This window comes from Mucilaginibacter sp. A5337, from assembly GCF_059690695.1.
The window spans coordinates 28,808-43,800 of sequence record NZ_JCAWEC010000009.1 but is presented as its reverse complement, the minus strand read 5'-3'; the positions used below and the strand labels follow the sequence as shown (position 1 = coordinate 43,800).

The window sequence follows — 14,993 nt, the reverse complement described above, 5'->3', positions numbered from 1 at the left end:
CATGAACAAACATATAAACACTTATACCGCAACTGATAAGTTAATAACTAAAATAACTACGTGGATAGCCGGCATAGTTGCTGTTGGCTTACTGGTATGGGGTATTATAACTTTGCTGCACCTGTACAACTATGAAGAAACCGATGATGCCCAGGTTGAGGCTTACATTAACCCGATTACGGCAAGGGTAAGCGGTTTTGTAAAAGAGATACGGTATGATGAAAATCAGGATGTAAAAAAAGGAGATACCCTGCTCATTATCGATAACCGCGAATATCAAATACAACAGGAGGAAGCCGGTGCAGGCTTGCAAAACGCACGCGAGCAGGTGAGTGTGTTGGAAAGTAATGTAGAAACTGCTGCTAAAATAGCGGAAGTAAACAAAGTACAGATAGCTGCTACCAAAGCTAAATTGGTTAAAGCCCAGCAGGAATTTGACCGGTTCACCAAACTATATGAAGCAGAATCGGCCACTAAACAACAATTGGAAAATGTACAGAGCGCCCTTGATGTAGCCCGGTCTGATTATCAGGCTTCATTAAATAATTACCAGGCATCGCTGTCAAAAGTAAATGACAGCCGTTCGCAAATTTCGCCGGTACTATCCGAAATAAAACGCCGTGAGTTGGTATTGCAGCGTAACGAGCTTGACGTTTCTTATACCGTTGTAACTGCACCATATGATGGTAAAATGGGTAAGAGGACTATTCAGCCTGGTCAGCAAATTCAGTTAGGTCAAACGCTCGCTTATATCGTTGATAAAGAAACCGGTTTGTGGGTAGTAGCTAACTTTAAAGAAACACAGTTGCACAATATGCACATAGGCGGTGGTGTGGAAATTACTACAGATGCTTATCCCGACAGGAAAATAAAAGGGGAGATCCTTTCATTGTCACCGGCAACTGGTTCGCGTTTTTCGTTGTTGCCGCCTGATAACTCTACCGGTAACTTCGTGAAGATTACCCAACGTATCCCTGTAAAAATAAAAATTGATAGTAAAGCCGCTAACTTTTTAAGTGCAGGTATGAACGCCAGTGTAACCGTACCCAAAAACTAACAGCCATGAGCAATCTAACCCCTGTTTTTAAGCCCTGGGTACCCGAATGGTTGATCCGTATCACATTGTTGTTGGTTGTATTGCCCGGTATAATTTTGTTTTCCCTGTCTATCAGTAATGTGGGAGCGGCTGCAGGTTATTACGGTATCAGTCCAAATGATGCGCAATACTCGATGATCATACTGTATGCTGCAACAGCAAGCTTTGTGGTATTGGAAAAACGCTTCTTCAGAAATATTGCCAGTAAAACTTATTTGCTCATCAGTGTATTATTGCTGGTAACTACCTGTTATATCTGTTACTACGTGCACATTTTTTTTGTGTTGTTGATTTTTAGATATATGCAGGGCATGCTAACCTGTGCAAGTCTCAGCATTACCCTCACCCTGATGTTTACCCGTTTGCATAGCGAACGATCAAAGGAAATTGGCTATTCGGTTGTTTATTGCATCCTGCTATGCGTGTCGCCCCTGTCAACCTTATTTACGGCATCTATTATTGATGATTTTAATTTCAATGTGATATACAAATGTGCTATTTACTCCTTTTTACCGGGAGCGATATTGATGTGTATCATCATGAACAATGTGCGTCTTAGCCGTAAGTTGCCTTTGTACCAATTGGATTGGGCCAGTTTTGTCATTTATTCGGCCGGACTTTGTTTGATAGGCTACATTATGGTTTACGGTCAGCAGTATGATTGGTTTGATGACAAACGGATTATTTACAGCGTTGCCATAGTTATCGCACTGTTTGCCGTTTTTGTATTCAGGCAGCTTAGTTCAAAGCGTCCTTATTTTCATATTCAGGCTTTTAAATCCCGCAAATTTGTGTTGGCAGCGCTGTTGTTGTTTGTGTTTTATATCTGTCGTGGAGCGTTTGGTGTTACTACGTCATTTATGAGCAGCGCCATGGGGATGGATCCAATCCATGTTGGGTATCTGCTTATTTATAACCTGGCAGGTATTATTGTCAGCGTAACCATATCATCAAGGTTTTTGCTGATGAAAAAGCCTTTGCGGCATATCCTTATTTTAGGCTTTACCTTGTTGCTGGCGTTTCATGTGTATATGTGCTTTGTTTTTTCATCGCAGGTTAATACCGAAGATCTGATTATCCCGGTAATATTGCAGGGTTTAGGTGCAGGTATGCTGATGACACCGGTAATCCTTTTTGTAATTTCGTCATCTCCGGTTCAATATGGTACAACCGGTTCTGCAGTTGGTATTTTTATGCGTTTTACGGGCTTTAGCAGTAGTATAGCGCTTATCAATTATTTTCAATTATACAGGCAAAATGATCATGCCAATCGTTTCCAGGAGCAATTGAGCCAGTTAAACCCGCTTGCTGTTCAAAAATTAGCTGTATATAAGCAAGCTTTAACAGGCAAAGGTATAGCTGCCGATCAGGCCGCGAAAATAGCCAACGGCTTACTGAACAAAAATATCAATGCGCAAGCCCAGCTGCGTTTTGCTGTTGATTACTATCAGCTCATCAGCTGGGTGTTGCTTGCTCTTATTTTGGTGGTGATTTTATTCCCATCGGCTAACCGCACAATCATAAACCTTAAATCACGCCAGCCTGCACCTGTAGTTTATTGATTGTTATTATTCGCTTCTTAAACTCTTTACCGGGTTTTCAAGCGCGGCCCTGATGCTTTGATAGCTTACCGTAAACAAAGTTATCAGGAACGCTCCTGCTGCCGTAGCCGCGAATACCCACCAGGAAATTTCGGTGCGGAACTGATAGTGCTGCAGCCACTTGTTCATGAAATAATAAGCAAGGGGAGAGGCAATTAATAAGGATATCATCACCAGTAAAACGAAGTCTTTAGAAAGCAATCTCCATAAATTGAACACAGATGCGCCTAAAACTTTGCGAACGCCAATTTCCTTTACCCGTTGCTCGGCCACAAATGAAGCCAAACCGAAGAGACCAAGGCATGAGATAATAATAGCCAAACCTGCAAAAACAGAGGCCAACCTGCCTATGTGCTCTTCGGCGGCAAATTTTGCAGCGTATTCGTCGTCAGCAAATTTATATTCAAACGGAGCCGATGGAATTAGCTTTTTGAAAACAGCTTCTATTTTAGGTAATGCTTTACTTGCGCTTACATTCGGTTTAATTTTGATATTGATCAAGCTTGTAGGTACATGACCTTTGATCATGAATATAGTTGGATACATTGGCGCATAAGGCGATTCCATAATCATATCTTTAACCACGCCCAGTATTTTATAATGTTTTACTGCCTGATCCTGGAATTTCCAGCTTACCTCTTCACCAACTGGGTTTTTTAACCCCATGTATTTAACAGCCGATTCGTTGATGACGATGCCGGATGAATCAGTTATAAAATTCCTCGAAAAATCGCGCCCGTTTACAAATTGCCAGCCAATCGTTTTGCCATATTCAAAAGTTACAGGTAAAGTGCCAAATTGGTCTTCAAGGTTAGGGTTTTTGCCCCGCCAGGTAAAACCGCCATTGCCCGAAGCTATTTCGGTAACCTTGCCGAATGATTCGGACATTTCCGTTACTACACCGGTGTTTTTGAGCTCTGAACGTAGCAAATCGTATTTTCCGTCAAAGTCGCTCGATTTTTTTTCGATCATCACCAATCCTTCGCGGGTATAACCTACCGGGCGGTTTTTGGCTACCTGGATTTGCCGGTAAACAATAATGGTACAAATGATTAAAGCAACCGATACTGTAAATTGTACTACTACGAGTGCTTTACGCGGAATGGCAGCAAAACGGCCAACTTTAAATGTGCCTTTCAATACTTTTACCGGATTGAAAGATGACAAGTACAAAGCAGGATAGCTTCCTGCTATAATACTGGTTATGAAAATAGAGCCAGTACAGGCAAGCCAGAAATAAACATTTTGCCATGGCATCATTACCTGTTTTCCTGATAGATTGTTGAACCAGGGTAACGATAATCTCACCAAAATGAGTGATGCGAGAAACGAGAGTAACACAATCAGAAAAGATTCGCTATAAAACTGTCCTATCAGCTGTTTGCGCATGGAGCCTATGGCTTTTCTTATACCTATTTCCTTGGCTCGCTTTTCTGAACGGGCGGTGCTTAGGTTCATGAAGTTGATGCAGGCCAGGAGCAATACAAAAGTACCGATGATACCAATGAGCCATACCATTTGCATGGGGCCGCTATCGGCAATACCTCTTTTATAGCTATGCAGGTGCCAATCGCGCATGGGGTGTAAAAATACCTGCGGGTTTAGTTTAGCCTCGTCTTTAAAGTTGCTCAGGTTTTTTATTTCAGCGTCTTTGATATTTCTTGAAACCTTTTCAAAATCTGTGTTAGGACTGATTTCTACATAAATTTTCAGAAAATGGTTTTGCCAGTCAGTTGATGCCTGTTTTATCCAGGGGTTATCAATTACCCATAAGTCGGCAGGTGAGATAAACTTAAGGTCTTTGAATTGAGTGTTGAGCGGTAAATCTTCATAAACTCCGGTAACTTTCACATTCAATTTATTATTGATCTTCATTACCTGATTTACAGGGTTGCTATCACCAAAAAAAGCCTGTGCGGTTGATTGCGACAGCATAATGGAATAAGGATCTTTTAATCCGGATCTTGAACCGTGAATCATTTTGAGAGTGAGCATATCTGGCGCACCCGGATCCATAAACAAGCCTGTTCTGGATAATTTCTTATCGCCGGCAGATAAAATATCATCAACATCCCATGATGCCATAACGATATGCTTAAAATTATCTTTATAGTTGGTTTTCAGTTCCGTTACCATTGGCACCTGCATTGATGAATTAGCATAGGGATCCTTGGTATGCGGGTCGAAAAGTCGCGTCCTTACCTGGGCAATGCGGTCATAGTTTTGATGATATGTATCGAATGAGAATTCATCCCAGATCCATAAACTGATCAGGATAGTAACGGACATACCGATAGCGAGCCCGCCGATGTTGATCAGAGACGAAACCTTATTTTTTAAAAGGTTTCTCCATGCAACTTTTAAGTAGTTTTTAATCATGACGTTACGGTTTAAACAGAACTAAAAGGAAAGCTTTAAAAGTTTTGTTTAAAATATAATGCCATTGGGTTAATGCATTGATTGTTAGTATTTTATTTAGATGATTGGTGCGAGGTATGTATCGAAAACGTACATGTTTCGTTCGCTTTCATAACAAGGCGATGAATGAGATCAGTAGCCTCGAAATTGCACGCTCCGGAGTGGATAGCTAAATGAGGAAACTTTTTAATTCCTCCTCCTTCTTCAAAGTATTGACAAAAGGAGAAGGGCTATGCATTTGACTACGATTTGTGAAGGGATTAGGTGATAATATTATCCTTGTATCTAAATGCATGGAGTTGCATTTAGATACTAATTTGTTTAACAAATAATCTATTCTGTAGAGAGCAATTGAATATACTGTTCCAGCAAAATGATGTACTTATCTTTCCAAAGGTTTACCCTGTTATGATTTGGACGCATCATTTCCCTGTTTCTGACATCATAGGGGGCATTGGTGTTTTTGGGAAAATATTCCGGAAATTCTTTCGAAAAATCATGGTCTACAATTCGGCCTATGCGGTGAATAATATCTGCATTTAATTCTTTTCTGTTAAACCATTGGTATACCACGCTTCTGCTTACATCTGAATGCTGAGCGAGTTCGGTAATGCTGAAGCCTTTTTTTCTAACGAGTATTTCTACAATTTGACCGTGATGTTTTTGCATAATTTTTAGCTGTAAAAAGTTAAAAAACTAAATCAAAATAAGCTTAGGTGCTAATTAATAATTAGTTATTAATCAATAAACTAACTAACATTAGGTAACTGGGTATTGCAACATCTATGCCAGTACCCGTAATTTAATCTTGACGAAATTGATAGGAGAAGTTGGTTTGGTGATAAAAGGTATTTCCAACTTTACAGAATAATTTTAACTTTTATGTAATTTATTTTCTTGTGTTTTTTTAAAAAAATAAAATGCTGTGTATTTAATTACGCGCGATGTGTGGAATAATGTATACAATATGTGAAATTTTATTCCCAAATTTGTTAAATTGAAATTTGCGTGTTGTTTGATAAAAGAAATAATGGGAAGCAAATGCCTGATGTGTTACAATAATGTTACAATTAATATGGTTGTAATGCAATTGTGAAAATATGTGCCAAATTTTTGCTATCAAAACCTTGTTATATTAATAGTTAATTAATGTGGAATTAACCTAATAGCGGGCTAATTTAAATGCTATGTCCAAATTATTTACCCATTGTTGCTAAACAAAATTGTGGGTTAATTGATGATCGTTTCGACCGTCCTTGCTTTTTTAAATGCAGGTAATCTAATACTAAAACCGCTATTGCTTTGTATACTTAATGTGTTGGCTGAAGTTTTTTTAAGCGAATCTTGTGTTACACTATCCTGTAAATCAGGAAGAAGTGAAAGGAAAGTTGGGTTGAGAAGTAACTGAGCAATAAAATGTATAAAAATAGAATAGGGATTTGGCAATGAAATTGCCGAATTATTAGTACTTTCATAAAATAATAAGCATAAAATTAAATTACTACCAATGAATACACAGCACCCATGGCATGAAGTTTCAACAGGGCCCAAGATTCCTTATGTTGTAAACGCCGTTATTGAAATCCCTAAGGGCTCAAAAGCAAAATATGAAATTGATAAAGAATCGGGACTTTTAAAGTTAGACCGCGTTCTGTTCTCATCTGTAATGTACCCGGCAAATTATGGATTTATCCCACAAACCTATTGCGACGATGAAGATCCGCTTGATATTTTAGTATTATGTTCGGTTGATGTTTTTCCGATGTCAATAATTGAAGCAAAAGTGATAGGGGTAATGCATATGATTGATAATGGCGAGCAGGATGATAAGATCATTGCCGTTGCTAATAATGATATGTCGGTAAATTATATAAATGATTTAAGCGAACTACCTCCCCATACTATTAAGGAGATAGAATGCTTCTTTAAAGACTATAAAGTTTTAGAAGGTAAAAATGTAACTGTTGAGCGCTGGATGGGCGTTAGTTACGCGCACCGTGTTATAGAAGATAGCCAGGTGTTATATGATGTTAACTTTAAATCAACTCAAAACGAAGTGAAAGCTGCCGGCTAAGTACAGGCTAAAATTAAAATGCTTAATTCGGCTCTTAATAATAGAATTTCCGGATTAAGCATTTTTAATATACCTAAGTTATAAGTATATGTTGGTGTTGTTGTTTTTACGGGGACTTTTCCTCTTGTTATTTATATAAATAATTTTTTAGCGAAGCGTAATCAATTTAGCCAGGAGCCTATCGCTGATTAAATTTCTTTTTTGAGTTTTCGAGAAGGCTTTTGTTGTACTTCTCCAGCAGTTCAATATACTTATCCCTCCAGTAAGAATCCTCTATCTCATCTGCATGATAATCTGGTGCCTGATAGCCTTGATTTTTAATATTATCAAATTCACCTTCTGTAAACAAGTGGGGGAATTCGACAGAAAAATCATGTTTCAGGCAAAGCCCGATTTTATATATGATTTTTGGCTTTAAATACTTTTGATTAAACCAGTAATAAACGGAGCGACGGTTTACGTTAGTGAATCGTGCGATTTCGCTTATGCTGCAGCCTTTGCGCCTAACCACTTTTTCCACTATTTCGCCATGGTGCAAATCCATAAGTTTTTATAAAATAAGTTTTGAACTGCTTAATAACAATCTTAACCTCGATTAAGTTGATAATTATAATAAAAAATAAACGACAAGTTAATAATACATCTTAAAAAGTTAACTTGCAACATTTAAACATATTTGATCTATGTTTACTTTCACCGTTAAAACACAATTAAGTTGTTCAATGGTCATTAATATGTTTTTGCCCATAATTTGGGTAACCACACCCTGGTAGTTATATAGCAGGCCATCTTTTATTTTAACTTTATTGCCAATGTTTAAATTCTGAATGCTGATAAGCTCAACTTCTGAATAGTTATTAACTATTGATTTTATGCGTTCAATTTCCGCATCATTTAAAGTAACCGGCTTTCCGCAATAGGATACAAAATTTATTACTCCCGGAACCTGCTTCACCTTAAGTTGTTCGCCTGAGTTTACCTTCACAAACACATATGACGGAAATAAAGGTGTTTCTATCATTTTGTTTCTATCTGCCCATTTTTTCAGTGATTTAATAACCGGGCAGAAAGACATGATACGGTTTTCGTTAAGAGTTCTGTCTATTTTTTTCTCAAATCTCGATCTGGTATATACAACCATCCAGCTAGGTGATGCGGGCTTGAGTAAAACGGCGTTGTTCATCATAGTTATTCGAGCTTTTTTATTTGTTTGAAAATGAGGTAGATAATCAAACTAATGTTTTTCACTTTGTAGTGTGTTATTTTCATAAAAATCGCCAATTAGTTTAATAATTCGCATGGCCTCACACAATTTGTTTTCAAATTGTGAAAAAGTGTGGTATAAAAAATACGCTGTTTTTATGGTGTTGTTTAAGCAAATAACAGTTGTGGATGATGGTCGTTTTTAACCAGCGAGATAATGAAATTGGTAAAAAAATTAATGAATAGTTAGTCGAAAAGTGTTTTTAACTTATGGTTATTATTCAAAGGTGTATTTTTCCTTGTTGTTAAATAAAGGTGTAAATGTTTCGGAAAAGTGCCCCCGTTAAGCGAATTTATTCTACCGTGCTTTTTATAGAGGTTTCCCGTACGTAAATGGTTGTTACTTTGTTACAAGAATGTGAATAATATCACACTTTTGTACATTTCACAACAATCGGCAGTTTTGTTGATGAAAAGTAAATTATATGGCTAATTTTGTATCAATGTGTTAAATAAAATTCATGTTTAATTAAACATTGACAATGAATTAATAGACCGGCACAGTAATTTTTGATTGAAAATAGCTCACTGTAAGCGAAATGGCGAAGCTATACGCAATTATCAATTAACGTTTCTAACCAATCGGACAGTTACTGCGACCACATTCCTCAAGTCAATTTAATTTCTAAAAAGCATGGGCTATCGTGCCCGTATATTAAACAGCTGCAGCTGGAAATTAATTTTAAGTGAATTGTGATCTGGGCACAACAGGAGTTTTAAAATAGTCAGGATTCTGAATCCTCCCGCTGATAACTTAATCAAATGAACAGGCCAAACGCATCGAGCAAAAAGATATTAGTTATAGGCATTAACTTTTCTCCAGAATTGACAGGTATTGGAAAATATACCGGAGATATGGTTGAATGGTTTGTTGAGAATAATTATAAATGCACTGTAGTAACATCTTTTCCGTATTACCCCTTCTGGAAAGTACAATCACCTTATTCAAACAAATTTTATAAGCGTGAAGTATTGAAAGACGGCATGCTGACCGTTTACAGGTGCCCCTTATATATACCTGAAAAACCCGGCGGCTTAAAGCGGCTGGTTCATGAAGCCAGTTTTTTTCTGTCGGCCTTTTTTACGCTCATTTACTTATTGTTTAAACCCAAAAACGATTATATTTTTTGCATCGCCCCACCTTTTCATTTAGGATTTTTAGGATTGTTTTACAGGTTTTTTAAACGCGGTGAAATTATTTATCATATTCAGGACCTGCAAATTGAGGCTGCACGGGATTTGAATATGCTGAAGTCAAAAAGAGCATTTAAGGTTTTGTTCGGAATGGAAAAACTTATTATGCGAAAGGTTGATTTTGTAAGTTCAATTTCTAAGGGGATGCTTAAAAAAATCAGTTATAAAATCAACCGCGAAATATCCTTTTTTCCTAACTGGGTTGACACTGATACCTGTTACCCCTTAAACAACAATGCCGAATTGAAATTGGTGTGGAATTTTGATGCAAATGATAAAGTGGTGCTATACTCGGGCAGCATAGGCGAAAAGCAGGGAATTGAAGCAATTTTGGATGTAGCCGAAAAGCTTCGGGCGCATAAGTTTATAAAGTTTGTTATCTGCGGTACCGGGCCTCATAAAGATAAACTCATTCAGCGTGCCAAGATACAGCAGCTTGATAGTGTAAGTTTTCTTCCGCTTCAGGAACGCCATTTATTCAACAGCTTTTTGAATATGGCCGATGTTCACCTGGTGTTGCAGAAAAAGAGTGCTGCCGACCTGGTTATGCCATCAAAACTTACCACCATTTTGGCGGTTGGCGGGTTAGCGCTGGTAACGGCGGAGCAGGGTACAACTTTATATGAGGTAATAACCGACAACAGCATGGGGGTTGTTATTCCCCCCGAGGATATCGATCATTTGAAAAATGCTATCCTGGATTGCTGTACAAACGATAACTCCGAAATTAAACTAAATGCCCGTAACTATGCCGAAAATCATCTTAACATCAGCAAGGTGATCAGGAGGATGATGTTAAATATGCAAAAAACTGTATACCCCGAACATAAGGGAATTAAGTATTTGAGATTAGACAGGGATGCAGATTAATTTAAGACAAAAAATTATACTGCATCTTCAATATGGAAGCGTGATGCAGGGCCTGAAAGAGAAATTTCAGATTGAGCGTATAAATAATTAGATGAAGAGTATTCATACACGGTAACATTGTTCAACGAAGCTGTAATGTTTCCATCCTTATTTTCAAAAGCCTTAACCTCACCCAAAAATGTAAGGTTAACATTCAGATCGGTTATATATATTCTTTTTGTAACGGGCTCACTCATAGTTTAATTATTGGCGCAAAGAAAATAAAATTTTATGTCAATCTTTTTTCAGGACGAAAAGAAATGATTGTTTTTATTAAAGAGTTTTATGTAATTGTTTTTTATCTGACATATACAGGCCGCAAAATGCCTTTTCAATAATAACCTCTGCAAAACCTAACCTTTGTGAAATTAATATTTATTGATGATGAGCCAATTCAGCATTTTATTATTCAAAGAATGATTGACACATATCTTTTATATGTGCCTCAAACTAAGTATTATTTCGATGCAACAAAAGTTCTTGATTTTTTAAGTGAAAACAAAACCAACAGTGACGAATTGCCCGATATGATATTTGTTGATATCAACATGGATATCATGAACGGTGCTACATTTCTACATAAATATAATAAGCTAAAACACCGTTTAGCAAAAAAAATAGCTGTTTATATTATGTCGTCGTCAATTGATCCAACGGATCTGGCCTTGTCAAAAAAATATGATTTTGTTTTAGATTATATTATAAAGCCTTTAACCAAGGTCACACTCAAAAAGATATTGGAGCCTCAGTGATTTACGAAAAATCAACTGCTTTAACAGGCCGGAATAATACCCTCAATGTAAATTTTGCACTTGCTCCTTTTTAAAGTGATTTCCTGCAAACTGAATAATGGAGTTGAAGAAGCGTAATCGTAAACTTCGATATCCTGCAAAGTGGCAATGACCTTATTATTTACTTCTTTATATGATTTAAAGAAGCCCGCAAAAGTCAGATTTTGTTCAAAGTCAGTTAAGTAAATTTTTTTTTGAAGGTTTGGTGCCATTGCAAATCTGCTTTTTGATAATAAATAAAATGTATTTGCACTGCTATACGGTTTTCCTCTAATAATGTTGCAACAATTACTTAATCATTTAATGTTGCTTTCCAGCTAATCATAGTCTGCTAACAGCCAAAGCTGTAATAACATCTTTTAAGATGCCGGGGGATAAACCAGCGGCCTGTTTTTAAAGAAATAATTAAATCAATCATGATGAAAAATCAATTATTTGCTACTTGTGTAATTTTAATGGTGTTGCTGACATCCTGCGCCAGCTACAAGGAAAATATTTATTTCCAGGGGCTTGAAAGAAACCCCGAAATGAGCTATAAGATCACCAATTTTTCTCCGCCAACTATACAGCCCGGCGATGTTTTGGCACTAACTGTTAAAAGTTTAAATGCCGATGGATCGGCAATTTTTAACAGCAGTCCTGCAACTATATCTTCAGCCAAAGGCAAAGATAGCGACGGCCCGGCGGCTCCAGCTACCGGCTATCTGGTTAATAAAGACGGTGAAATTCAGCTTCCGCTGGTACACAGTGTTAAGGTAGGTCAACTTTCGCTTGAGGATGCTGCGGCAACTATTAAAAGCAAAATTACCCCGTTTCTAAAAGAGCCTGAAGTGTCAGTTTCTTTCATGAATTTTAAGGTATCAGTATTGGGAGATGTTGCACACCCTGATGTGCTTTCTGTTACTGATGAGCGATTTTCAATTACCGATGCACTTAGCAGGGCCGGCGACCTTACCCCAACAGCCAACAGAAAAAATATTTTATTGGTTAGAGAAGTTGATGGTAAACGGAAATATATAAATATTGATATTACCTCTCCACGGCTGTTCGAATCGCCATATTACTACCTTAAAAGTAATGACCTGATATATGTTGAGCCTGGCAAAGATAAGTTTGCAAGTCAGAGCTCCACATTTAAAATATTACCAATCATAATTTCAATAGCCTCACTGATATTGGTTACCTACCAGGTAACTAAGTAAAATGCTCTAAAAGTTATTTCAATAAATAAAACATAATATGGAGGTTGCTAATTCTATTGATTCAGGTTCGGCCAAAGCCAGGGTCTTTTTTAATAAGATCTTGTTTCATTGGCCTTTATATCTGATTTTCCTGGCTGTGTGTTTGGGGCTTGCCGTCTTTTATCTTAAATATAAACGTCCTGTTTATCAGATATATGCCAAAGTAATGGTTAAAGACCAGCAAAAAGAAGCAAATAAGGCCGCTCTTGAAGCAATTAATTTAACAGAAGCCCAAACCGGCATCGATGAACAAATGGGTTTAATGAGTTCAATCCCGGTAACAAAGCAGGTAGTGGAAGATTTGCAGCTTTGGACCACTTACCTTGAACGAACGCCATATTATTCATATAAAGATATTTACAGTACCACACCGGTTGAGTTTAAGTTAATTAGTCGTGGGAAAGGGCCTTTAAATTCAATATTTGATATTGTGATTGAAAGCGATAGCACGTTCTTAATAAAACAGCCTAAAGAAAAGTCAATCAGGTTTGCGTTTCAAAATAGCCTCGTTAATAGTTTTGGTACCTGGAAACTTGATAAAACTCCTGATTTTAAGCATTATATAGGTAAAACTATCAGGATAAAATTACGTGAGATAGATGATGTTGTAAGTTATTATCAGGGTGCTATCCATGAATCGCCTATAGCTAAAAGTTCGATGGTTGCTTTCAGGCTTGAGGACGAAGTGCCTGAGCGTGGCCGCGAAATTGTTGACGATTTGATAAGGGTTTATATGGCTGCTTCGGTAGAAGAAAAGCGCCGCTCAACCCAAAATACCATCAAATTTGTTGAAGAACGCTTAGGCTCCATTACCCAGGAACTTAATAACGTCGAAAATAAATATACCGGTTACAAAAGTGTGCGTGGCATCACTGAAATTGCCGACCAGTCGTCCCAGTATGTCGGCGGCGCTCAATCAAACGAAAAACAGCTTAATGATATTAAAATTCAGATAAGCGTTTTGGATGGTGTTGATCGTTACCTCAACTCCGACGATAATAAAGGAAATGCACCTTCAACCCTGGGCATCAACAGTCCGGCCTTGCAAAGCTATATTGATCGCTTAACTGATTTGCAATTGGAGCGTACTAAAATGCTATCTACATTACCAGAGAGCAACCCGTTGTTTAATCCCATAAACCAACAAATAGCATTAACACGCACTGCATTAAAGGAAAATTTAAAAACAACCCGGGCGTCATTATTAGAAACACAGAGAAATTTGCAAAGCGTTGGCTCTTCATACCAGTCAACCATACGCAGCTTACCCGGTCAGGAAAGAGACCTGAAAGATATTGACCGTATGAAGGGAATCAAGGAAAATCTGTTTGTTTACCTGCTTCAGAAAAAAGAGGAGCTAAGCCTGGATTATGCCTCAACAATTTCTGATGCTGCTATTATTGATCAGGCACATAGCGGGGGACAAAGCGCACCAATTCCCGGGTCGGTTTATGCTATGGCGCTTTTATTTGGCCTCATTGTACCTACAGGTATGATATACGGAAGGGACGCTTTTAAAAACAAGGTTTCAAGTAAAGGTGCGGTCATTGAAGGTACAGGGTTGCCGGTATTAATTGAAATCACCGATTCGGATACCACAGATCCGATTGTTGTGCTTAACCAAAAAACTTTTATTGGCGAGCAGTTCAGGGATTTGCGGACCAAGCTGAGCTATCTGCACAACAATAATAATAATCCCGGTAAAACCACACTTTTTACCTCAAGTATCTCCGGCGAAGGCAAAAGTTTTGTGTTAAGTAACCTCGGTACGGTTTTGGCCATTGCAGGGAAAAAAACAGTACTTGTTGAACTGGATTTGCGTAACCCAACTTTGGCTACTCGCTTTAACCTCAAAAATTCCACCATTGGTTTAACAGATTATATTATAGGTAACGCAAACCAAACGCAAATAATCCAAAAGTCTGAAATCTCGGATGATCTGCACATCATTTGTGGTGGTGCTGTTCCGCCTAATCCTTCAGAATTGCTAGGAAGCAAGCAACTGGCCAACCTGATTTCCGAACTGAAATTGAAATATGACCACATCCTTATAGATACGCCCCCGGTTCATATTTTAACCGATGCTACGATCATTTCACCAATGTGCGATCTGTGTTTGTACGTGATAAGGCAGGATTATACCCCAAGCCAGGAATTAGGCTTTATAAATGAATTGAGCAGTGATAATAAACTGCCAAGAATGAAGCTGATCTTCAACGCTGTAAAGAGCGAACTGCATGCCAATAGCTATATCTACCAAAAAAATAGCTACATCAAGGAGCCAACCCGAAGCATGAAAAGCAAAATGAAAAAGTTTGCAAGCAGGTTTTAATTCTCTTTCTTAATTAACAGGGACAACATCTAACTATATGTATTTGAAGATCGATCTTCAAAAATTATTACCTG

Annotated in this window: 13 protein-coding genes; 7 read left to right on the top strand and 6 right to left on the bottom strand. The window is 37.8% G+C overall.

The features are described 5' to 3' along the window. The first annotated feature begins 1 nt into the window (after position 1). Both AC59JO_RS25730 and AC59JO_RS25725 read left to right on the top strand, forming a co-directional pair. Complete coding sequence (locus AC59JO_RS25730) at positions 2–1,057, top strand: HlyD family secretion protein (protein ID WP_413668475.1); 1,056 nt, start codon at positions 2–4, stop codon at positions 1,055–1,057. 5 nt (positions 1,058–1,062) lie between these two features. Further along, a complete protein-coding gene (locus tag AC59JO_RS25725; protein WP_413668474.1) occupies positions 1,063–2,658 on the top strand; it encodes an MFS transporter in 1,596 nt (531 codons plus the stop codon). A 6-nt stretch (positions 2,659–2,664) separates the two neighbouring features. Here AC59JO_RS25725 and AC59JO_RS25720 read toward each other — a convergent pair whose 3' ends face one another. Both AC59JO_RS25720 and AC59JO_RS25715 read right to left on the bottom strand, forming a co-directional pair. Next, on the bottom strand, positions 2,665–5,076 hold the full coding sequence (locus AC59JO_RS25720) for an ABC transporter permease (protein ID WP_413668473.1): 2,412 nt from the start codon (positions 5,074–5,076) through the stop codon (positions 2,665–2,667). 372 nt (positions 5,077–5,448) lie between these two features. Next, on the bottom strand, positions 5,449–5,784 hold the full coding sequence (locus AC59JO_RS25715; protein ID WP_413668472.1) for a hypothetical protein: 336 nt from the start codon (positions 5,782–5,784) through the stop codon (positions 5,449–5,451). 838 nt (positions 5,785–6,622) lie between these two features. Here AC59JO_RS25715 and AC59JO_RS25710 point away from each other — a divergent pair. Beyond that, positions 6,623–7,189 carry an inorganic diphosphatase gene (locus AC59JO_RS25710; RefSeq protein ID WP_413668471.1) on the top strand — a complete coding sequence of 189 codons (567 nt, stop codon included), beginning with the start codon at positions 6,623–6,625 and terminating at the stop codon, positions 7,187–7,189. A 178-nt stretch (positions 7,190–7,367) separates the two neighbouring features. Here the strand turns inward: AC59JO_RS25710 and AC59JO_RS25705 are convergent, their stop codons facing one another. After that, positions 7,368–7,733 (bottom strand): hypothetical protein, encoded by a 366-nt coding sequence (locus tag AC59JO_RS25705; protein ID WP_110587465.1) that lies wholly within the window; start codon positions 7,731–7,733, stop codon positions 7,368–7,370. Positions 7,734–7,841: 108 nt separating this feature from the next. Beyond that, positions 7,842–8,330: a UpxY family transcription antiterminator gene (locus tag AC59JO_RS25700; protein WP_413668470.1), complete on the bottom strand. Its 489-nt coding sequence runs from the start codon at positions 8,328–8,330 to the stop codon at positions 7,842–7,844. Between the two features lie 884 nt (positions 8,331–9,214). Here AC59JO_RS25700 and AC59JO_RS25695 point away from each other — a divergent pair. After that, positions 9,215–10,516: a WcaI family glycosyltransferase gene (locus tag AC59JO_RS25695; protein WP_413668469.1), complete on the top strand. Its 1,302-nt coding sequence runs from the start codon at positions 9,215–9,217 to the stop codon at positions 10,514–10,516. Between the two features lie 14 nt (positions 10,517–10,530). On the opposite strand, the gene AC59JO_RS25690 is transcribed toward AC59JO_RS25695, so the two are convergent. Then, on the bottom strand, positions 10,531–10,752 hold the full coding sequence (locus AC59JO_RS25690) for a hypothetical protein (RefSeq protein WP_413668468.1): 222 nt from the start codon (positions 10,750–10,752) through the stop codon (positions 10,531–10,533). A gap of 165 nt (positions 10,753–10,917) precedes the next feature. Between AC59JO_RS25690 and AC59JO_RS25685 the strand changes: the two genes are divergently transcribed. After that, positions 10,918–11,307: a response regulator gene (locus tag AC59JO_RS25685; protein WP_413668467.1), complete on the top strand. Its 390-nt coding sequence runs from the start codon at positions 10,918–10,920 to the stop codon at positions 11,305–11,307. Positions 11,308–11,327: 20 nt separating this feature from the next. On the opposite strand, the gene AC59JO_RS25680 is transcribed toward AC59JO_RS25685, so the two are convergent. After that, positions 11,328–11,558, bottom strand: a complete 231-nt coding sequence (locus AC59JO_RS25680) for a hypothetical protein (protein WP_413668466.1) — start codon at positions 11,556–11,558, stop codon at positions 11,328–11,330. Positions 11,559–11,765: 207 nt separating this feature from the next. On the opposite strand from AC59JO_RS25680, the gene AC59JO_RS25675 reads away from it, so the two are divergent. Together AC59JO_RS25675 and AC59JO_RS25670 are read left to right on the top strand one after the other, a co-directional pair. Beyond that, the gene (locus tag AC59JO_RS25675; protein WP_413668465.1) at positions 11,766–12,548 is read left to right on the top strand and encodes a polysaccharide biosynthesis/export family protein; all 783 of its coding nucleotides are present in this window, start codon (positions 11,766–11,768) and stop codon (positions 12,546–12,548) included. Positions 12,549–12,585: 37 nt separating this feature from the next. Then, positions 12,586–14,919 carry a GumC family protein gene (locus AC59JO_RS25670; protein WP_497309077.1) on the top strand — a complete coding sequence of 778 codons (2,334 nt, stop codon included), beginning with the start codon at positions 12,586–12,588 and terminating at the stop codon, positions 14,917–14,919. Positions 14,920–14,993 lie beyond the last annotated feature (74 nt).

Bases quoted from the DNA above. Each gene is read 5' to 3' on its own strand.
- AC59JO_RS25715 (WP_413668472.1), bottom strand. From the start codon at position 5,784: ATGCAAAAACATCACGGTCAAATTGTAGAAATACTCGTTAGAAAAAAA.
- AC59JO_RS25670 (WP_497309077.1), top strand. From the start codon at position 12,586: ATGGAGGTTGCTAATTCTATTGATTCAGGTTCGGCCAAAGCCAGGGTC.
- AC59JO_RS25720 (WP_413668473.1), bottom strand. From the start codon at position 5,076: ATGATTAAAAACTACTTAAAAGTTGCATGGAGAAACCTTTTAAAAAAT.
- AC59JO_RS25730 (WP_413668475.1), top strand. From the start codon at position 2: ATGAACAAACATATAAACACTTATACCGCAACTGATAAGTTAATAACT.
- AC59JO_RS25680 (WP_413668466.1), bottom strand. From the start codon at position 11,558: ATGGCACCAAACCTTCAAAAAAAAATTTACTTAACTGACTTTGAACAA.
- AC59JO_RS25675 (WP_413668465.1), top strand. From the start codon at position 11,766: ATGAAAAATCAATTATTTGCTACTTGTGTAATTTTAATGGTGTTGCTG.
- AC59JO_RS25705 (WP_110587465.1), bottom strand. From the start codon at position 7,733: ATGGATTTGCACCATGGCGAAATAGTGGAAAAAGTGGTTAGGCGCAAA.
- AC59JO_RS25700 (WP_413668470.1), bottom strand. From the start codon at position 8,330: ATGGTTGTATATACCAGATCGAGATTTGAGAAAAAAATAGACAGAACT.
- AC59JO_RS25695 (WP_413668469.1), top strand. From the start codon at position 9,215: ATGAACAGGCCAAACGCATCGAGCAAAAAGATATTAGTTATAGGCATT.
- AC59JO_RS25690 (WP_413668468.1), bottom strand. From the start codon at position 10,752: ATGAGTGAGCCCGTTACAAAAAGAATATATATAACCGATCTGAATGTT.
- AC59JO_RS25710 (WP_413668471.1), top strand. From the start codon at position 6,623: ATGAATACACAGCACCCATGGCATGAAGTTTCAACAGGGCCCAAGATT.
- AC59JO_RS25725 (WP_413668474.1), top strand. From the start codon at position 1,063: ATGAGCAATCTAACCCCTGTTTTTAAGCCCTGGGTACCCGAATGGTTG.